Annotated in this window: 20 protein-coding genes; 13 read left to right on the top strand and 7 right to left on the bottom strand. The window is 60.4% G+C overall.

What is annotated here, in order from left to right:
- Positions 1-354 precede the first annotated feature (354 nt).
- The 3 genes from ACPW75_RS07960 to ACPW75_RS07950 all read left to right on the top strand — a co-directional run bounded on the left by ACPW75_RS07960 (position 355) and on the right by ACPW75_RS07950 (position 4516).
- Positions 355-1653, top strand: a complete 1299-nt coding sequence (locus tag ACPW75_RS07960) for an outer membrane protein transport protein (protein ID WP_024945328.1) — start codon at positions 355-357, stop codon at positions 1651-1653.
- Between the two features lie 253 nt (positions 1654-1906).
- A complete protein-coding gene (locus ACPW75_RS07955; RefSeq protein ID WP_077095493.1) occupies positions 1907-3163 on the top strand; it encodes an OmpP1/FadL family transporter in 1257 nt (418 codons plus the stop codon).
- Positions 3164-3292: 129 nt separating this feature from the next.
- Complete coding sequence (locus tag ACPW75_RS07950) at positions 3293-4516, top strand: EAL and HDOD domain-containing protein (protein ID WP_024945326.1); 1224 nt, start codon at positions 3293-3295, stop codon at positions 4514-4516.
- Here ACPW75_RS07950 and ACPW75_RS07945 read toward each other — a convergent pair.
- Positions 4513-5676, bottom strand: a complete 1164-nt coding sequence (locus tag ACPW75_RS07945; RefSeq protein WP_077095494.1) for a thiolase family protein — start codon at positions 5674-5676, stop codon at positions 4513-4515. The two genes, ACPW75_RS07950 and ACPW75_RS07945, sit on opposite strands and share 4 nt — an antisense overlap.
- Before the next feature lie 121 nt (positions 5677-5797).
- Here ACPW75_RS07945 and ACPW75_RS07940 point away from each other — a divergent pair, with 121 nt between their 5' ends.
- Positions 5798-6193 (top strand): MerR family transcriptional regulator, encoded by a 396-nt coding sequence (locus ACPW75_RS07940; protein ID WP_016350830.1) that lies wholly within the window; start codon positions 5798-5800, stop codon positions 6191-6193.
- Between the two features lie 60 nt (positions 6194-6253).
- Here ACPW75_RS07940 and ACPW75_RS07935 read toward each other — a convergent pair whose 3' ends face one another.
- Positions 6254-7492, bottom strand: coding sequence for a dicarboxylate/amino acid:cation symporter (locus tag ACPW75_RS07935; RefSeq protein WP_011705999.1), 1239 nt, complete (start codon positions 7490-7492; stop codon positions 6254-6256).
- A 269-nt stretch (positions 7493-7761) separates the two neighbouring features.
- Here ACPW75_RS07935 and ACPW75_RS07930 point away from each other — a divergent pair, with 269 nt between their 5' ends.
- The 3 genes from ACPW75_RS07930 (at position 7762) to ACPW75_RS07920 (ending at position 11279) form a co-directional block, all read left to right on the top strand.
- On the top strand, positions 7762-8046 hold the full coding sequence (locus tag ACPW75_RS07930; protein WP_010633884.1) for a pyrimidine/purine nucleoside phosphorylase: 285 nt from the start codon (positions 7762-7764) through the stop codon (positions 8044-8046).
- Between the two features lie 202 nt (positions 8047-8248).
- Positions 8249-9631: an L-serine ammonia-lyase gene (locus tag ACPW75_RS07925; RefSeq protein WP_077095495.1), complete on the top strand. Its 1383-nt coding sequence runs from the start codon at positions 8249-8251 to the stop codon at positions 9629-9631.
- A 277-nt stretch (positions 9632-9908) separates the two neighbouring features.
- The gene (locus ACPW75_RS07920; protein ID WP_011705996.1) at positions 9909-11279 is read left to right on the top strand and encodes an L-serine ammonia-lyase; all 1371 of its coding nucleotides are present in this window, start codon (positions 9909-9911) and stop codon (positions 11277-11279) included.
- 219 nt (positions 11280-11498) lie between these two features.
- Here the strand turns inward: ACPW75_RS07920 and ACPW75_RS07915 are convergent, their stop codons facing one another.
- Positions 11499-12458: a lytic murein transglycosylase gene (locus ACPW75_RS07915; protein WP_077095496.1), complete on the bottom strand. Its 960-nt coding sequence runs from the start codon at positions 12456-12458 to the stop codon at positions 11499-11501.
- Positions 12455-12736 (bottom strand): YcgL domain-containing protein, encoded by a 282-nt coding sequence (locus ACPW75_RS07910; protein WP_077095497.1) that lies wholly within the window; start codon positions 12734-12736, stop codon positions 12455-12457. The genes ACPW75_RS07915 and ACPW75_RS07910 overlap by 4 nt, the downstream gene beginning before the upstream one ends.
- A gap of 107 nt (positions 12737-12843) precedes the next feature.
- Between ACPW75_RS07910 and minC the strand changes: the two genes are divergently transcribed.
- From minC to mtgA, 5 genes are all read left to right on the top strand, one after another.
- Positions 12844-13560, top strand: a complete 717-nt coding sequence (gene minC, locus ACPW75_RS07905; RefSeq protein WP_041216358.1) for a septum site-determining protein MinC — start codon at positions 12844-12846, stop codon at positions 13558-13560.
- Between the two features lie 18 nt (positions 13561-13578).
- Positions 13579-14391: a septum site-determining protein MinD gene (gene minD / locus ACPW75_RS07900; protein ID WP_011705992.1), complete on the top strand. Its 813-nt coding sequence runs from the start codon at positions 13579-13581 to the stop codon at positions 14389-14391.
- A 2-nt stretch (positions 14392-14393) separates the two neighbouring features.
- Positions 14394-14660 (top strand): cell division topological specificity factor MinE, encoded by a 267-nt coding sequence (gene minE, locus ACPW75_RS07895; RefSeq protein WP_011705991.1) that lies wholly within the window; start codon positions 14394-14396, stop codon positions 14658-14660.
- Positions 14661-14848: 188 nt separating this feature from the next.
- Entirely contained in the window at positions 14849-15175 is a 327-nt protein-coding gene (locus ACPW75_RS07890; protein ID WP_043162467.1) for an HI1450 family dsDNA-mimic protein, read from the top strand.
- Positions 15176-15222: 47 nt separating this feature from the next.
- A complete protein-coding gene (gene mtgA / locus ACPW75_RS07885) occupies positions 15223-15930 on the top strand; it encodes a monofunctional biosynthetic peptidoglycan transglycosylase (RefSeq protein ID WP_029300775.1) in 708 nt (235 codons plus the stop codon).
- Positions 15931-15948: 18 nt separating this feature from the next.
- On the opposite strand, the gene ACPW75_RS07880 is transcribed toward mtgA, so the two are convergent.
- Positions 15949-16083, bottom strand: a complete 135-nt coding sequence (locus ACPW75_RS07880; RefSeq protein WP_256821928.1) for a hypothetical protein — start codon at positions 16081-16083, stop codon at positions 15949-15951.
- 145 nt (positions 16084-16228) lie between these two features.
- On the opposite strand from ACPW75_RS07880, the gene ACPW75_RS07875 reads away from it, so the two are divergent.
- Positions 16229-16552, top strand: a complete 324-nt coding sequence (locus ACPW75_RS07875) for an HI1450 family dsDNA-mimic protein (protein WP_016350838.1) — start codon at positions 16229-16231, stop codon at positions 16550-16552.
- 41 nt (positions 16553-16593) lie between these two features.
- Here the strand turns inward: ACPW75_RS07875 and ACPW75_RS07870 are convergent, their stop codons facing one another.
- Both ACPW75_RS07870 and ACPW75_RS07865 read right to left on the bottom strand, forming a co-directional pair.
- Positions 16594-16905 (bottom strand): DUF1289 domain-containing protein, encoded by a 312-nt coding sequence (locus tag ACPW75_RS07870; protein ID WP_077095499.1) that lies wholly within the window; start codon positions 16903-16905, stop codon positions 16594-16596.
- Positions 16906-17778 (bottom strand): CvfB family protein, encoded by an 873-nt coding sequence (locus ACPW75_RS07865; RefSeq protein ID WP_039214397.1) that lies wholly within the window; start codon positions 17776-17778, stop codon positions 16906-16908. It abuts the gene before it with no gap.
- Between the last annotated feature and the right edge of the window lie 197 nt (positions 17779-17975).

Genomic DNA, 17975 nt, shown 5'->3' with positions numbered 1-17975 from the left:
AATCAGGTTGGCTGCCCGTTTATCTCCTTTCCCGTCACGATTCTCCCCTATTCGCTGCTCATTCCCCGCAAATACCCAAAAATATTTTTGTGATGCAGATCGCTGTATGTGGGTGTTTTTTATCCAATTAATGGTAAAAGAGACTATTTAACCGGCGAATTCAAACAAATGATTAACACTCTGGAAACTTTTATGTATTCTGCTGTCACTGGTCTGATTTCTTACCTCCTACCAGATCCATAGAATCACGCCAGAATTGAATGGGAAGAAGCTGAAATAACAACAGATCTTGTCACATACAGAGGCAAAATAGCCCTGATGCCGACGGAAAATCTGCCTACAAGAGAGAACACTATGACAACTGCCTTTTTCAAAAAGAGCCTGATCGCTGCCGCCGTCACCCTGGCCAGTACCCAAACCTTCGCCGCCGCGTTCCAATTGAACGAACACTCAGCCTCCGGCCTGGGTCGTGCGTATGCAGGGGAAGCCGCCGTGGCGGACAACGCCTCCGTGTTGTCCCGCAACCCGGCAGCCATGACCCAGTTTGACAAGATGGCGTTCTCTGTCTCCGGTACCTATATCAAGCCGGATGTGGATGTAAATGGTGACATCTATGCAGGCTCCGCCAAGATGGCCGGTGCCAGCGAAAGCGGCATTGCGCCGAGCGCCTTCGTGCCTGCCACCTACTTCATCCAGCCGCTGAACGACCAGTGGGCCTGGGGTATCGGCCTGTTCTCCAACTACGGTCTGTCGACCGAGTATACCGAGAACTTCAACGGTGGCTCCATTGCCGGCAACACCGAACTGCTCACCTTCAACATCAACCCGAACATCGCCTACCGCGTCAACCAGCACTTCAGCGTCGGCGCCGGTCTGAACCTGGTCTATGCCAAGGCTGAACTGAACCGCCGCGCCGGTGTACTGGCCGCCGTGCCGCCGCTGAGCAGCGTACCGGGTATCGGCAAGGACACCATCGTCAGCCACCTGAAGGGGGACGACTGGGGTTACGGCTGGAACGTGGGCACCATGTATGAAGTGAACGAGAACAACCGCTTCGCGCTGACCTATCGCTCCCAGGTAGACCTGAAGTTCAAGGGTGACTATCAGGGCACCTCTTCCGGCTTCAAGACCGTCGGTGGCGAACTGCCGCTGGATCTGCCGGCCCAGGCCGAGTTCGCCGGTTACCACCGTCTGAACCAGCAGTTTGCCGTGCACTACTCCGTCAACTGGACCGACTGGAGCGCCTTCCAGGAGCTCAAAGCCACCAGCGGTCAGTGCAACAGCACCGACGGTGCCGGCGTCTGCCTCTACAAGCCGGAGAAGTTCAAGGACTCCACCCGTTACTCTCTGGGCGGTACCTGGTACGTCAACCCGTCCTGGGAAGCCCGTATCGGCTTTGCCTACGACAACACCCCGATCGAGCCGGAATACCGCAGCCTGAGCATCCCGGATTCCGACCGCGTATGGTATAGCGCTGGCGCCACCTACCACATCGACAAGGACATGAGCGTCGACTTCGGCATGGCCTATCTGGACGGCAAGAAAGTGGACGTCAACGAGAAGCTGGTCGAAAGCAACGAAGCCCTGCGCTGGAAAGGCACCTCCCACGGCAACGCCTTCCTCGCTTCCGCTCAGTTCAACATGAAGTTCTGATAATCAGCGAATTGACCAGAGCGCCTGCGGGCGCTCTTTTTTTATTCCAAATTCATGTTTCAGCGTACATCTGTAGTAAACAACTGTACGCTTTTCTTTTTTTATCAAGCTATTAGCAGCACATCCCCCAGCATTTAATCCCGTTTTCATCCCCTCGCCCCCACGCCCGTTGCCTTACTGGTCATACCATATAAAATCCTGCCTCCAACCATAAGAACGTTCGAACTCCAAGTTCATTTTCAAGGACAATGCAATGCACTCCATCATGAAGCCGTCTCTCATCGCCCTGCTGGTGCTGTCGAGCCAGGCCCAGGCGGCAGGTTTTCAGCTGGCCGAGCAATCCGCCACCGGCATGGGCCGCGCCTTCGCCGGCGAAGCCGCCATCGCCGACAATGCCAGCGTGCTCTCCCGCAACGCCGCCGCCATGACCCGTTTCGATACCATGGCCTTCTCCGGTGGCTTCATCTATGTGCACCCCGACGTCAACATCGAGGGCACCACCCGGGTGCCGACCCCCAAGGGGCCGGTCAGCCTGGATGCGGCGGCCCACGACATCGCCGATGATGCCTGGGTGCCCAACGCCTACCTCATAGTGCCGCTCAACGACCAGTGGCGCCTGGGGCTGGCTGCCACCTCCTATTACGGGCTCGGCGTCAAGATGCCGGACAACTACAATGCCGGCCACTTCGGCAATGTCTCCGACATCAAGACCGTGGATCTGGGGGCGTCGCTGGCCTACCGCATCAACCGCGTCTGGTCCGTCGGCGCCGGCCTCTCCGCCATTCAGGGCGAAGGGGAAGTGGGTGGCACCTTCCCGTCCAACAACCAGATCGCCAAGCACCTGAAAGGGGATGGCTGGGCCATGGGCTGGAACCTGGGCACCCTGCTGGAACTGTCGGAGGCGACCCGCATCGGCCTCTCCTACCGCCACGACGTCACCCTGAAGCTCTCTGGCGACGCCATCGGCATCGACCAGAACGGGCAGCCCTTCACCGATACCGGCAGCCTGGATCTGCCGCTGCCCGCCACCGCCGAGCTGGCCCTGTTCCATCAGCTCACGCCGGCACTGGCGCTGCATTCGAGCATCAACTGGACCAACTGGAGCAAGTTCGTGCAGCTGGAATCCGAGCTCGACCACCACGGTGTCATGCACATCAAGGACGAGCACTGGGAAGACAGCTGGCGCTACGCGCTGGGCCTGACCTACCAGCTGGCACCGCAATGGCAGCTGCGCTCCGGCCTTGCCTATGACCGCAGCCCGGTCCCGGCGGATCGCCGCACCATCTCCATCCCCGACTCGGATCGGGTCTGGTACAGCGCCGGGGTGGGTTATCAGATCGATCGCCACCTCTCGCTGGATCTGGGGGTGACGCTGATCGACGGCAAGAAGGTGGACGTGAGCGAGACCATGCAGCTCAAACCTGGCATCCCGCAGACCACCTCCACCTTCCAGGGCACCTCGGAAGGGGATGCCTGGCTGGCCGGTCTGCAGCTCAATTACCTGTTCTGAAGCGGGCGGGCATCCCCTGCCCGCCCACTCAAGCACTATGCCAGTTATTGACCGTTTCTGGCCTCCAAGCGCTGGCATAGTGCGCGGCTTCACAATAAAATCAATCCAGTACACACGCTGGAGAGATGCATGTATTCATACGTAGCAAGGCAGCCCATCCTGGATCGGGAGTTGAACACCCACGCCTATGAGCTGCTGTTTCGCGACAGTCTGGATAACGTGTTCCCCCCCATCTCCTCCCAGCAAGCCACCGCCAGACTGGTGGTCGAACAGTTCCTGCAACAGAACATCGATCAGCTGCTCGGCGGTCGCCCCTGCTTCATCAACTTCCCTCATTCGCTGCTGCTGGAAGGGCTGGCCGAGTGCCTGCCGCCGGAGAAGGTGGTGATCGAGATCCTGGAAGATGCCGATCCCGACGATGCGCTGCTGGCCAAGGTCAAACAGCTGCACGGGCTGGGCTATCAGCTCGCCCTCGACGACTTCACCCTGTCGCCGGACTGGGAGCGCTTCCTCCCCTACATCCACATCATCAAGTTCGATCTGCGCGCCACGTCGCTGCTGCAGATCAAGGTGTTCATCCAGCAGCATCAGCAGCTCAAGCTCACCTATCTGGCGGAGAAGGTGGAGGACAAGGCGGAGTTTGAACGGGTCAAGCGACTTGGCATCGACCTGTTCCAGGGTTTCTTCTTCAGTCGACCCGAGATGGTCAAGCAGGCGACCATGGAGCCGGCCCAGGTGGTGGTGATGCAACTGCTCAACGTGGTCAACCAGCCCGAGCCCGACCTCAACCGCATCGAGCAACTGCTGAGTCAGGACATCTCCCTGTCCCTCAAGCTGCTGCGTTACGTCAACCACCTCAAGAGCCACGCCAACCCCATCTCCTCCTTTCGCCAGGCCGCCGTCTATCTCGGCCACACCCAGCTCAAACGTTTCGTGACCCTGGTCGCCGCCACCAGCGCCGGCCACGGCAAGAGTGCCGAGCTCTATCAGATGTCGATGATCCGGGCCCGCTTCTGCGAGCTGCTGGCCCACACCCATGCGCCGACCCAGGAAGCCCAGCAGGCCTTCATCACCGGCCTCTTCTCCCTGCTCGATGTGTTGATGGAACAGCCCATGGACAAGCTGCTCGGCACCATTCCGCTGATCGAGGAGATCCGGGTCGCCCTGCTGGAACGCAAGGGCAACCTGGGGTTCTATCTGTCGTTTTGCGAGGATTACGAGAGTGCGAACTGGCAGCGGATCACGGCCAGAACGGCCCGGCTCGGGCTCAATGAAGAGAAGGTCAGCCAGCTCTATCTGACCGCCACCGCCTGGGTCAACCAGCAACTCCAGGCGATGGCGGAGACAGATTAACCCAGCTCGATGGCGACCGCCGTCGCCTCCCCGCCCCCGATACACAGACTGGCCACCCCGCGTGTGAGACCGCGTTCGCGCAGGGCATGGATCAGGGTCACCAGGATCCTGGCACCGCTCGCCCCCAGCGGATGACCCAGCGCGCAGGCGCCGCCGTTCACGTTGACCTTGTCATGGGGCAGCTGGCAACCGGCCATCGCCAGCAGGCTGACCATGGCAAACGCCTCGTTGACCTCGAACAGATCCACCTCCTCCACCCGCCAACCCACCTTGGCCAGCAGGCCCTTGATGGCCCCTACCGGTGCGCTGGTAAACTCGGCGGGCAGGGCCGCGTGGCTCTGATAACCCACCAGTCGCGCCAGCACCGGCAGTCCCAGCTGCACGGCAGTGTCGGAGCGCATCAGGATCAGCGCCGCCGCCCCGTCCGAGATGGAGCTGGCATTGGCCGCCGTGATGGTGCCCGTCTTGCTGAAGGCAGGCTTGAGCTGGGGGATCTTCTCGGGCCTGGCCTTGGCAGGCTGCTCATCCTCGGCCAGCAGCAGGGTATCTCCGGCCATCACCGGCGCCAGCTCCGCCGCAAAGGCACCGCTGCGCTGGGCCGCCAGCGCCCGCTCCAGCGATGCGATGGCAAAGGCATCCATGTCGGCACGGGTCAGTCCGGCGCGATCGGCGCTCAGCTGGGCATAATGCCCCATCAGCTGGCCTTCGTAGGCATCCTGCAGTCCGTCGAGGAACATGTGATCGAGCACGCTCTGGTGCCCCATCCGAAAACCACTGCGCGCCTTGTCCAGAAGATATGGGGCGCGGCTCATGCTCTCCATCCCGCCGGCGATCACCACCTTGGTATCGCCGAGCCGCAAGCCATCGGCCGCCAGCATCACCGCCTTCATGCCGGAACCGCACACCTTGTTGACCGTGGTGCAGGGGATGCTGTCCGGCAGACCCGCCTTCAGCACCGCCTGGCGGGCGGGTGCCTGGCCGACCCCGGCACTCAGCACGTTGCCCAGATAGGCTTCATCGATCTGCTCTCCCCTGAGCCCCGCTTCTGCCATGGCCGCGGCAATGGCACAGGCCCCCAGTTCAGGTGCCGTCAGGTTGGCCAGGGCTCCCTGGAAGGCCCCCATGGGGGTACGTTTGGCCGCAACAATCACGATATCCATCAATTGCACTCTCCTTGTTACATTGAAATAACATATGCTGCCGCCGCTGCGGGAACAAGACTTGCGGGGCAGTTGACGTTTGGGTAAGGTGCCAGCCAGGATTGACAGTCAAGATAGCGCCATGAACCGAACCAAGGATGACACGCGGACCTACAGCATCAGCGAACTGGCCCGTGAATTTGATGTTACGACCCGAAGTATTCGTTTTTATGAAGATCAGGGACTTTTGAATCCTGCCCGCCAGGGACAGACCCGGATCTACAGTCGGCAGGACCGAGTGCGACTCAAGCTGACCCTGCGCGGCAAGCGGCTGGGCTTCAGCCTGGCGGACATCCGCGATCTGTTCGATCTCTACGATGCGGACAAGAGCAGCCGTACCCAGCTGCAAACCATGCTGGGGCTGGTGGCCGACAAACGGGAGACCCTGCAGCAGCAGCTGGAAGACATCAAGATGGTGCTGCTGGAGCTGGACGCCGCCGAGCAGCGCTGCCAGCAGGCACTCGCTCAGCTCGGCTGACGGTCACAACAACAAGCATAAAGAAAGGGGCCCGCAGGCCCCTTGTTCATTGCAGCTGGATTATTTGTTCCAGCGGTCCGGATCGTAATCCGGACTGTAGCGGTCAACGATGACGGCGCAGGCCGCATCGCCGGTGATGTTGAGGGCGGTCCGGATCATGTCGAACAAACGATCCAGCGCGAACAGCAGCGGCAGCCCCTCGATGGGGATCCCGGCTGCCAGCAGCACGGCGACCACCAGGAAGCTCGGGCCCGGCACACCGGCCTGGCCGATGGCCCCCAGGGTGGCGGTCACTATGATGGCGGCCCAGGCACCCATGGAGAGGTCGATCTGGTAGACCTGGGCAAAGAAGATGGCGACCAGGCCGTAATAGATGGCGTTGCCGCTCATGTTGATGGTGGCGCCCAGCGGCAGCACGAAGGAGGCCGTGGCATTGGTCACCTTCAGCTCCTCCTCGCAGGTCTCCATGTTGACCGGCAGGGTCGCCATGGAAGAGGCGGTGGAGAAGGCGACGATCTGCGGCTTCTTCATGGCAGACAGGTACTTGCGTACCGGCGTGTTGGAGAACAGCACGATCAGCAGCGGATAGACCACGAAGGCGAAGATCAGGATGGCGGCCAGATAGACCACGAACAGCTTGAGCACCAGGGTCAGCACGTCGAAACCGTAGGTGCCGATGGCATCGGCCATCAGGCCGAACACGCCGAGCGGCGCGATCAGCATCACCTTGTTGATCATCCAGACGAAGGCATCCACCAGGGTATTGAGGCCGTCCACCAGCGGCTTGGCCCGCTCGCGGGGTTGCTTGGCCAGGGCGATGCCGAGGAACATGCAGAACACCAGGATCTGCAGGATGTTGGCTTCGTTGAGCGACTGGAAGACGTTGGTCGGGATCATCCCGAGCAGGGTGGCGACCGCATCGGGCAGCGCGCCCTTGTCGGCATAGTCACCGGAGAACATGGAGGCCATGGAGCCGAACTCGACCCCGACACCGGGCTTGAAGATCTGCCCCATCACCAGGGCCAGCAGTACCGCCAGCGCCGAGGTACCGAGGAAGAAGGCCAGCGTGGTAACGCCAATCTTGCCAGCAGCCGGGCTGGCGCCGAGGTTGGCCGCCCCCGACAGAATGGCGACCGCCACCAGCGGGATCACCAGCATCTTGATCAGCTGGATGAAGAGAGTACCGAGCGGTGCAAACACGGTGGCTTGTTCACCCATGAACGCCCCCACCAGTGCCCCCAGCACCATGGCGACCACGACCTGGAAGCCAACGTTCTTAATGAGTCCTTTTGTTAACACAGAATGTTCCTTTAAGTAGCAAATATTCGCACTTTCCCAGTGCAATCAACCAAACAGGGGATGAACAGCTGTCCATTCCCCTGAGCGCGCGCTTTATCTCATATTTATTCGCTGTTTTAAATCGTCAAATCGTTAACGGGAGTTATTGATAAGTTTGCAACAAAGTAAAGATTCAAAAGGCTCACGGCGATTTTTCCCGCTTTATTCATGACAACTGGCAAAAGATTGTGCTACTTTGGCTGGGCAAACGTGCATACAGGGATGAAAACATGCTGAAAGTTAACGAGTATTTTGATGGAAATGTAAAATCCATCGGTTTCGAGCAAAAAGGCGACAAAGCCACCGTGGGTGTGATGGAAGCCGGTCACTACCAGTTCAATACCGCCGCCCCCGAGCGGATGACGGTGGTCAAAGGTGCGCTCACCATCCAGCTGGCCGACGAAGACGAATGGCACACCTATGAGCAGGGTCAATCCTTCGACGTGGCCGGCCACTCCTCCTTCAAGCTGGAAGTGAAAACTCCCACCGCCTATCTGTGCGAGTTTCTCGATTAAGCCGCCGGCAACCCTTGCCTGAACACGCACAAAGGAGCAGCCCCCGGGCCGCTCCTTCTTTTTTGGCGCAAGCCGCCCTCTTCTTTGCAACCCATCCTTGCTTTCATTTGCGTGCCGCCATCACACCCCTCGGTTTTCCCGCTTTCCATCGACTACAAAAAATTTACAATATTTAGACGAAACCCATAATCGGAGTGGTGTCATGATCAGTGTCTTCGACCTGTTTTCCATCGGGATCGGTCCCTCTTCTTCTCATACCGTGGGGCCGATGCGCGCCTCCTACGCCTTTGCCAACGCGCTCAAGCAGCAGGGGGTGCTGCCCAGCACCGAACGGGTAGAAGTGGAGTGCTACGGCTCCCTCGGCCAGACCGGCAAGGGCCATGGCACCGGCAAGGCCATCATCCTGGGACTGGCCGGTTTCGAACCCGAGTCGGTGGACATCGAAGCCATCCCCGCCTTTTTGACCGAGGTGGAGCGCAGCCAGTCGCTGCTGCTGGCGGGTGAACAGCCGAGCCAGTTTGCCCGCAGCGGCGCCATCATCTTCAACCGGCGCAAGACCCTGCCCGCCCACTCCAACGGCATGACCCTGCGCGCCTTCGCCGGGGAACAGCTGCTGTTTAGCCAGACCTACTACTCCATCGGTGGCGGTTTCATCATCGAGGAGAGCCACTTCGCCAACGCCAAGGAGGAAGCCGCCCGCTTCGATGCGGCCCACCCCATCCCCTATCCGTTCGAGAGCGGCGCCCAGTTGCTGGCCCACTGCCAAGAGAGCGGCCTCTCCATCTCCGGCGTGATGCTGGCCAACGAGAAGGTGTTTCGCACCGAAGCCGAGATCAAGGCGGGCCTTCGCAAGATCTGGCAGGCCATGCAGGGCTGCGTCGAGCGTGGCTGTCGCAGCGAGGGGGTGCTGCCCGGCGGCCTCAAGGTGAAACGGCGGGCCCCGGCGCTCTATCGCCAGCTCAGCTGCGAGACCAATTTCAACAAGGATCCGCTGATGGTGATGGAGTGGGTGGATCTGTTCGCGCTGGCCGTCAACGAGGAGAACGCCGCCGGCGGCCGGGTGGTGACCGCCCCCACCAACGGCGCCGCTGGCATCATCCCCGCCGTGCTGCACTACTACGATCGCTTCGTGCGCAAGGTGGATGACGAACTGCTGCTGAGCTACTTCCTCGCCGCCGCCGCCATCGGCATCCTCTACAAGAAGAACGCATCGCTCTCCGGCGCCGAGGTGGGCTGCCAGGGTGAGGTGGGCGTTGCCTGCTCCATGGCGGCGGGGGCGCTGACCGAGATCCTGGGCGGCAGCCCGGCGATTGTCGAAAACGCCGCCGAAATAGGCATGGAGCACAACCTGGGCCTCACCTGCGATCCAGTGGGTGGCCAGGTGCAGGTGCCCTGCATCGAGCGTAACGCCATGGGGGCGGTCAAGGCCATCAACGCCGCGCGCCTGGCCCTGCGCGGTACCGGCGAGCACAAGGTGTCGCTGGACAAGGTGATCAAGACCATGTGGGAAACCGGCAACGACATGAAGACCAAATACAAGGAAACCGCCCGCGGTGGCCTGGCGGTTAACATTACCGAGTGTTAAAAATCGGTAACTTGCCCCATTTGGTTCCTAAATACCCGGCATTGTCGGGTATTTTTATGGGCAAACGCTTAACAAAATGGATAAGCATCAAAATAAATTTTATACTCGCCCGCTCTGATTCAACAAAAATAGATCTATTTCAACTTTTTTTGGGCTTTGAGCCGTTACACTGTGGTTATCTGGTTCATTGACCTCGGCGACGACGCCCTCGTCCCATGGATCACCCCGTTTCTGCGAGTGGGCATGGCGCCCCCTTCTATCCTGAGGTAATTGTTACATGATCAGCGTTTTTGATATCTTCAAAATCGGTGTTGGCCCCTCCTCTTCCCACACTGTCGGCCCGATGAAAGCAGCCAAACAGTTCGTGGATGAACTGCGTGCAGGCGGCAAGATCCGTGACATCACCCGGATCCAGGTCGATGTCTACGGCTCACTCTCCTGGACCGGCAAAGGTCACCACACCGATACCGCTATCATCATGGGTCTGGCGGGCAACCTGCCGGAAAATGTCGACATCGACGGCATCCCCGAGTTCATCTCCCGCGTCGAGCAGACCGGTCGTCTGCCCATCGGCCTGCACTGCCACACTGTCAGCTTCCCGCGCGACGCCATGGTGTTCCATGACGAAGCCCTGCCGCTGCATGAAAACGGCATGAAGCTGACCGCCTTCATCGAAGATGCTGCCGTCTACAGCAAGACCTACTACTCCATCGGCGGTGGCTTCATCGTTGACGAAGAGAACTTCGGCAAGGCCGACAGCGGCGACATGTCCGTCAGCTACCCGTTCAAGAGCGCTGCCGAGCTTATCGCCCACTGCAGCCAGACCGGCCTTTCCATCTCCGCCCTGATGATGGAGAACGAGAAGTGCTTCAATACCCCGGAAGAGATCTACAAGAAGCTTGGCAAGATCTGGACCACCATGCGTGAAGGGATCGAGCGCGGCTGCCGCACTGAAGGCGTTCTCGCCGGCCCGCTGCGCGTACCGCGCCGCGCCGCGCCGCTCTATCGTCAGCTGACCACTAACGAGAACCTCTCCAACGATCCGATGAACATTGTTGACTGGGTCAACATGTTCGCCCTGGCGGTAAGTGAAGAGAACGCGGCCGGTGGCCGTGTGGTGACCGCTCCGACCAACGGTGCCGCCGGCATCATCCCGGCCGTGCTGGCCTACTACGACAAGTTCATCCAGCCGGTTGGCCGCGACGACTACACCCGCTTCTATCTGGCTGCGGCTGCCGTCGGCATGCTCTACAAGATGAACGCTTCCATCTCCGGCGCCGAAGTGGGCTGTCAGGGTGAAGTGGGCGTCTCCTGCTCCATGGCCGCCGCCGGTCTGACCGAGTTGATGGGCGGCAGCCCGGAGCACGTCTGTGAAGCCGCCGAGATCGGCATGGAACACAACCTGGGTCTGACCTGTGACCCGGTCGCCGGTCAGGTGCAGGTGCCCTGCATCGAGCGCAACGCCATCGCTGCCATGAAGGCGGTCAACGCCTCCCGCATGGCGCTGCGTCGCACCTCCAAGCCGCGTGTCTCGCTGGACAAGGTGATCGAGACCATGTACATCACCGGCAAGGACATGGACTCCAAGTACCGTGAAACCTCCCGCGGTGGCCTGGCCATCAAGGTGATGCAAGTCGCCTGCGAATAAGTCGGCGTGGCAACAATAAAAACGGCGGGCATTCCCGCCGTTTTTATTGCCTGTCGTTTGGATATTCCGCCCCGCCTCACCCGGCAAGTCCGCCGCATCCGATCGTTATTCCCACGCTGACGGCTTGTCCCTGAGGACAAATCCGGCAGCACTATTCCGATCGCTATTCCCACCCCGACCGCTTGCCCCCGGTGGCAAATCCGGCGGCGCCATTATCGATTATTCCACGATACGATCGGCCAGGGTGCCCACCGCCACCACGAAATAGTGGGAGCGATTCCAGTCGCGCAGCACCCGATAATTGGGATAGGCGAGATAGGCAGCCCCGCCCTCCCCATCGGGCTGCACCAGCGAGGCTTGCAGCGACGCCTGCGGCAAGTCTGACCCATCCGCTTTGCGCACTCCGAGGGCCTGCCATGCCGACAGCGCCCGGGTCTCCTCCAGCCCGACCAGCGCAGGATCCAGCCCTGCCGGCACCCTCACCAGACGACCCCAGGTTTCATCCCCGTGCCAGCCGTTCTGATGCAGATAATTGGCTGCCGAACCAAACACATCCGCCAGATTGCCCCACAGATCCTGCTTGCCGTCCCCGTCCTGATCGACCGCATATTTGAGATAGGACGAGGGCATGAACTGCACCTGCCCCATGGCGCCGGCCCAGGATCCCTTGAGATCGGCTGGCGCCATTTTCTGCTGCTCCAGAATGCGCAGGGCGTCAAACAACTGCCCCTTGAAGAAGGCTTCACGGCGCCCCTCCCAGGCCAGGGTCGCCAGCGACGACACCAGCGGATATTTGCCGGTCAATTTGCCGAAATTGGTTTCAATGCCCCACAGGGCGACAATAAAACGCGGTTGCACATCATATTCCGCCCCTATTTTTGTGAGCAGCGGCAAATACTGACGATATAGCCGTTTGGCTTGATTGACTTTCCATTGCGGCACGGCGCGAGGAATATAAGTGGCGAGGGTCTGTTTAAATTCCGGCTGATTTTTATCGTGCCGGATGGCGACCTCGATCAGGTGAATATCGGCGAAGGCGGCAGTGACCGTCGCCGGCGAGATCCCGGCGGCCAGGGCCTCTTGTTTGAGGCCCGTCACATAATGTTCAAAATCGGGGCTGGCCTGCAGCGGGTAACTGACGATCCCGCTTATCAATAACAGAGCCAGCCGACCCTTCATTCCCGTTCGGCCTTTAATTGGGCCTTGTGTTGTTCCAGCAGGTTTTCCGGTGGCGGTGGCACCTGTAGATAGAAGCCCTGGCTCTGCAGCGCCCCCATCACCCGGCTGGTGGAGGCGATCCCCAAGGGCTTGGCTGGGTCCAGTTTGGTCATCAATACCAGTTCGGGACGGCCAAATGCACTCATCAGCACCTCGGGTACGCGGGAAAAATCCTCTCTTCTTTCAACAAAAAGATAGGTCTCGGCTTTTTTGCGACTTTTATAGACTGCACACAACATGGAAATTGATATAATCCAACCGGTTTATTGCCTCTGAGGATGGCAAACTATAACATCGGGAATTGAATAACAATAACGGATTACCGTCTCTGTCTCGGGGAAGATTCATGGTTGAGCGCGATAACGAATTGAAAGGGACCACCTTCACTATTTCTGTGTTGCATATCAGCGATGGCAAACCTGAGCGGATCCGCCAGTTGCTGGCGGCCAAAGTGGCTCAGGCGCCCCAGTTTTTTAATTGTGCCCCCCTCGTCATCAATGTGGAACGGCTCACCGATATCCCCGACTTCGAGCAGCTCAAGGAGCTGGTGGAATCGGAAGACTTCGTGCTGGTCGGGATCACGGGGGCCCAGAGCGAGGCGATGAAGACGGCCGCCAAGGCGGCCGGACTGGCGGTGATGGCCTCCGGCAAGAGCCGCAAGGCCGAGCCGCAACCCCAGCCAGAGCCGACCCCGGCACCCATCGTTGAGGTGAAAGCCGTGCCGGCTCCGCTTGTCGCGAGCAAGGTGCATGTGGGCCCGGTGCGATCCGGCCAGCAGCTCTATGCCGCCGGCACCTCGCTGGTGGTGCTGGGTTCGGTCAGTCCGGGCGCCGAAGTGATCGCCGACGACAGTATTCATATTTATGGCACTCTGCGCGGCAGGGCCATTGCCGGTGCCAAGGGCAACCCCCAGGCACGGATCTATTGCCAGCAATTGCAGGCCGAGCTGCTCTCCATCGCAGGCACATTCCAGCTGAGCGATGCATTGCCGGCCGGCCTCATCCAGCAGCCGGTTCATGTCCGGCTGGATAACGAACAACTCCGTATAGACCGTATCAAATAGAGTTACAAGGAAGCGAGAATGGCGCGAATCATAGTCGTTACATCGGGTAAAGGTGGCGTTGGCAAGACCACAACCAGCGCGGCCCTGAGTACCGGTTTAGCTCAGCGTGGCCACAAGACCGTGGTCATCGATTTTGACATTGGTCTGAGAAATCTGGACCTCATCATGGGCTGCGAACGGCGCGTGGTGTATGACTTCGTCAACGTCATCAATGGCGAGGCCAACCTCAACCAGGCCCTCATCAAGGACAAGCGCTGCGAAAACCTGTTCATCCTGCCCGCCTCCCAGACCCGGGACAAGGACGCCCTCACCCGTGAAGGGGTCGAGAAGATCCTGGATCAGCTGACCGAGATGAAGTTCGACTACATCGTCTGCGATTCTCCGGCGGGGATCGAAGCGGGAGCCCTGATGGCGCTCTACTTCGCCGACGAGGCCATCGTCACCACCAACCCGGAAGTCTCGTCCGTGCGCGACTCGGACCGAATCCTCGGCATCCTGGCCTCCAAGTCCCGCCGTGCCGAACGTGGCGAAGACCCGATCAAGGAACACTTGCTGCTCACCCGCTACTGCCCGACTCGCGTCAACCGTGGCGACATGCTGAGCGTGCAGGACGTGCAGGAGATCCTGGCCATCAAACTGCTCGGGGTGATCCCGGAGTCCCAGGCGGTGCTGCGTGCCTCCAACTCGGGGGAACCCGTCATCCTGGACAAGGAGTCCGATGCCGGTCAGGCCTATGAGGATGCCGTTGCCCGTCTGCTGGGCGACACCAAGGATTTTCGTTTTCTGGAAGAAGAAAAGAAGGGCTTCTTTAGCCGACTGTTCGGGAGTTAAGCATGTCATTATTGGATTATTTTCGTTCCAACAAGAAACAGAGCACCGCACAACTGGCCAAAGAGCGGTTGCAGATCATCGTGGCTCACGAGCGTTCATCCAGAGGGGGGCCGGATTACCTGCCCCAGCTCAAGCAGGATATTCTCGACGTGATCCGTAAATATGTGCAGATCGACCCTGACAAGATCACGGTCCAGCTGGACAAGAAGAGTGATGAGTTGTCCGTGTTGGAGCTCAACATCACTTTCGCCGATGACAAGAAGGGATGAGCTGACGCCCTATGCGTGACCCCTTCCCCCAATGAAGACCGGATCCTGTGCCAGGATCCGGTTTTTTATTGCCACGGCGCCGCCAGCCGTACTCGCCAAGCAAGCAGGGGCCAGCTAGAATACCGCGCGCCACCGCCCGGCCTTGCCGACGGGGTTTTTCTTTTATTTTCAGCTGGAACAGACCGCTTATGTCTTTGAACGACGAAATGCACAGCGTCGAGGAACTGCTCGACACCGCTCTGGAACTCTTCATGGAGCTGGCCTCCGACAACCTGCCGGAGCAGGAGATTGCCCGCTTCAATCAGGAGTTCAATGATCGCGGCCTGCTGGCGGAAACCGATCCGGCCGATGACTGGGAAGCGGATGTAGGGTTCGAAGTCAGCGACGCCGAGTATGCCGAAGTCTGGATCGGGCTTGGCAACGAACAGGAAGAGTACGAGCACCTGTTCGCCCGCATGCTGCTCTCCCGCCGTGTTGACGAGAAGTTCTGCCACATCGAATGGCTGCCCCAATAATTCCGGATCCCGATGATCCCAGCCACTACGTCTGGGAGCCCGACCCCGTGCGTCCCGCCCTCGCCAGACGCCTGCTGAGCGGGCTCGGCAAACTGCTGCTGGCGGCGCTGCTCAGCACCATCGTCTCGGTGGCCTTGCTGCGCTTCATCGATCCGCCCATGTGGACCTGGCGCCTCGAGCGGGCGCTGTTTCCACCGGCCAAGGTAGCCGAGGTGAAGCACGACTGGGTGCCGCTCGAGCAGATCTCCCGCGAGCTGCAACTGGCGGTGATCGCCGCCGAAGATCAACGCTTTGCCGAGCACAACGGCTTCGACATGGATGCCATCAGTTCGGCCCTCAAGCACAATCAGCACAGCGAGCGGGTACGCGGCGCCAGCACCCTCAGCCAGCAGACAGCCAAGAATCTCTTCATGTGGAGCGATCGCAGCTTCCTGCGCAAGGGGATCGAGGCCTGGTTCACCCTGCTGATGGAGCTGGGCTGGGACAAGTCCCGCATTCTCGAGATGTACCTGAATATCGTGGAGTTCGGGCCCGGCATCTACGGCGCCGAGGCCGCGGCCAGACACTACTTCGGCAAACCGGCCGCCCGCCTGACCCGCTACGAGGCCTCCCTGCTGGCCGCCGCCCTGCCCAATCCCTGGCGCTACCGGGTCAAGCCTCCTTCACCCTACGTCCAGCAGCGCTCGGCCTGGATCCGCCGTCAGATGGGCCAGCTGGGGCAGGTAACCCTCAACAAGGTGCATCAGGCCGATTGACGAGCCGGCTGCCAAGGCTCAACTGCTGGCGGTCGGATCGTCTGCCGGCGGGCCCAGATGGCCGCCGATGGTGCCCCGATGCAGCGGCAGATAGTGCCACCACCAGGCCTCTCGCCGCCGTTTGATCTGCTGTCGCCTTGTCCGTCGTTTCATGGCACCTCTCCCTTGCCCTCGCCCCCTTCAACCATACCCCTTTGCCGGCGCCCTTGCCCAGACCCGGTGCACCATGGCCACTGGTCTGGCCGCCACCGCCAATAATTGCTACAGTAGCGAACCTCGATGTATCTGGAGTGATTTCATGGAACAGCGTACCCCGGATCAACTGGTCGAATGGGCCTATGATCAGTTTCTTGAGCAGGCCGCAGACATGCTGGCCCCCGAACAAATCGTCGACATCACCCTGGAGTTCGAACAGCGTGGTGCCGTCGAGGCGACCCTGCCCAACGCCGACTGGTCAGCCGAACTCGGTGTGCCGGTCGACATGGAGCGCTGGGTCGAGGTGTGGGTCGGCTTGCTGGATCATCAGGAGGAGTTTGAGGTGATTTTTGCCACCTTCCTGCTGCCCCGCCATCTCAATGAGCACGATGTCCATGTACGCTGGCACCGCCAGCAACAGGCATGAAAAAGGCGCCCTCGGCGCCTTTCTCTTTTCTACTGAGCCCCTCAGGGGCAGGCCGCAATGGCCTTGACCAGACAACGGCGGCACCAGCAGGCGCTGGCCTCCCCCATGGGCAGGGCCGGCAACTGGCTGCACCAGCACTCGGCGATGGTCGCGCCGGCTGACACGGCGCAAAATGCCGGCTCACCACAGCCAGGGCAGCGGTGGGTGCTGGTTGAACCATCCAGCTGCGCCATCACCGCCAGCTGGGCATCACTGTCCATGGCGGACCAGCGACCTATCTCGGTCAGGGTACGGCCACAGCCGAGGCAGAGGCCGTCCTTTGCCTGGCAATGGCCAATGCAGGGGCTCGGCACTTATTCGCCATCCGGCGCGTTATCGGCAGCCACGAGCGTGATGCAGTTGTCCTCGAGCACAATCTTGCCCTGCTTGTAGAGGCCGCCGATGGCCTTCTTGAAGGTGCCCTTGCTCATGCCGAGCAGCTTGTAGATGAGCTCGGGTTCGCTCTTGTCACCCACCGCCAGGCTGCCGCCCTGTTTCTTGAGACGGGCCAGGATCAGCTCGCCGGCATCGTCCATTCGCGCCATGCCCGGCTTTTGCAGGGTCAGGTCCAGCTTGCCGTCGTCACGCACCTGCTTGACCCAGGCGGTCAGTGGCCGGCCCGTGGTCACCCGGCCGAATACCTCGTTCTTGAACAGCATGCCGGCGTATTCGCCGTTGACGATCGCCTTGATGCCGAGCGGCGTGCGCTCGCCGGGCAGGGCTGTCACTTCGTCACCCGCCTTGAAGGGGGGCTTGTCGGTGCGCAGGAAGCGCTCGAGGCGGCTGGTGCCTACCATGCGCCCCTCGTGATCGAGCATCAGCCGCACCAGATAGACATGGCCCACCTGCATCGGCTTGTTCTGCTCACGGGTCGGCACGAACAGATCCTTCTTCATGCCCCAGTCGAGGAAGGCGCCAATCTTGTTGGCATTGACCACCTTGAGGCCGACGATGTCGTCCACCATGGCAAACGGCTTGTCGGTGGTGATCACCGGCTCGCAGTCGGCATCCAGATAGAGGAAGACCTTGACCTCACTGCCTTCGGCCACCCCTTCCGGCAGTTGGCGTTTGGGCAGCAGCAGCTCGCCATATTCGTCGGCCGCAAGCCAGGCGCCGCGCTCTTCGAGCTCGACTACGGTAAGGGTGTTCATCTTGCCAATCTGTAGCATGGTGTTCTCTTCTTTCATTGTCCGGATGGCCAATTTTTCATTGTCCGTATGGGCGCGCATGTTACCCCAAGAGCGGTAACAGGGCCTAGTCCCTTGCCCGGTTCGCGGGTGATTTTCAGGGCCTTTTGGCCGCTTTACGGCGATATAATCGCCAGTCAGCCGCCCTTTAGCTGCAAATAACCCCACTTTTGGGTAGACTTCGCCGCTGTCAAAAT

It is taken from the genome of Aeromonas sp. FL131 (assembly GCF_049860615.1).
Lineage (GTDB): Bacteria > Pseudomonadota > Gammaproteobacteria > Enterobacterales > Aeromonadaceae > Aeromonas > Aeromonas hydrophila.
This window is presented reverse-complemented; position numbering and strand designations above follow the sequence as displayed.

Coding starts and splice junctions, on each gene's coding strand:
- ACPW75_RS07960 (WP_024945328.1), top strand. CDS start 355: ATGACAACTGCCTTTTTCAAAAAGAGCCTGATCGCTGCCGCCGTCACC.
- ACPW75_RS07955 (WP_077095493.1), top strand. CDS start 1,907: ATGCACTCCATCATGAAGCCGTCTCTCATCGCCCTGCTGGTGCTGTCG.
- ACPW75_RS07950 (WP_024945326.1), top strand. CDS start 3,293: ATGTATTCATACGTAGCAAGGCAGCCCATCCTGGATCGGGAGTTGAAC.
- ACPW75_RS07945 (WP_077095494.1), bottom strand. CDS start 5,676: ATGGATATCGTGATTGTTGCGGCCAAACGTACCCCCATGGGGGCCTTC.
- ACPW75_RS07940 (WP_016350830.1), top strand. CDS start 5,798: ATGAACCGAACCAAGGATGACACGCGGACCTACAGCATCAGCGAACTG.
- ACPW75_RS07930 (WP_010633884.1), top strand. CDS start 7,762: ATGCTGAAAGTTAACGAGTATTTTGATGGAAATGTAAAATCCATCGGT.
- ACPW75_RS07925 (WP_077095495.1), top strand. CDS start 8,249: ATGATCAGTGTCTTCGACCTGTTTTCCATCGGGATCGGTCCCTCTTCT.
- ACPW75_RS07920 (WP_011705996.1), top strand. CDS start 9,909: ATGATCAGCGTTTTTGATATCTTCAAAATCGGTGTTGGCCCCTCCTCT.
- ACPW75_RS07915 (WP_077095496.1), bottom strand. CDS start 12,458: ATGAAGGGTCGGCTGGCTCTGTTATTGATAAGCGGGATCGTCAGTTAC.
- ACPW75_RS07910 (WP_077095497.1), bottom strand. CDS start 12,736: ATGTTGTGTGCAGTCTATAAAAGTCGCAAAAAAGCCGAGACCTATCTT.
- minC (WP_041216358.1), top strand. CDS start 12,844: ATGGTTGAGCGCGATAACGAATTGAAAGGGACCACCTTCACTATTTCT.
- minD (WP_011705992.1), top strand. CDS start 13,579: ATGGCGCGAATCATAGTCGTTACATCGGGTAAAGGTGGCGTTGGCAAG.
- minE (WP_011705991.1), top strand. CDS start 14,394: ATGTCATTATTGGATTATTTTCGTTCCAACAAGAAACAGAGCACCGCA.
- ACPW75_RS07890 (WP_043162467.1), top strand. CDS start 14,849: ATGTCTTTGAACGACGAAATGCACAGCGTCGAGGAACTGCTCGACACC.
- ACPW75_RS07880 (WP_256821928.1), bottom strand. CDS start 16,083: ATGAAACGACGGACAAGGCGACAGCAGATCAAACGGCGGCGAGAGGCC.
- ACPW75_RS07875 (WP_016350838.1), top strand. CDS start 16,229: ATGGAACAGCGTACCCCGGATCAACTGGTCGAATGGGCCTATGATCAG.
- ACPW75_RS07865 (WP_039214397.1), bottom strand. CDS start 17,778: ATGAAAGAAGAGAACACCATGCTACAGATTGGCAAGATGAACACCCTT.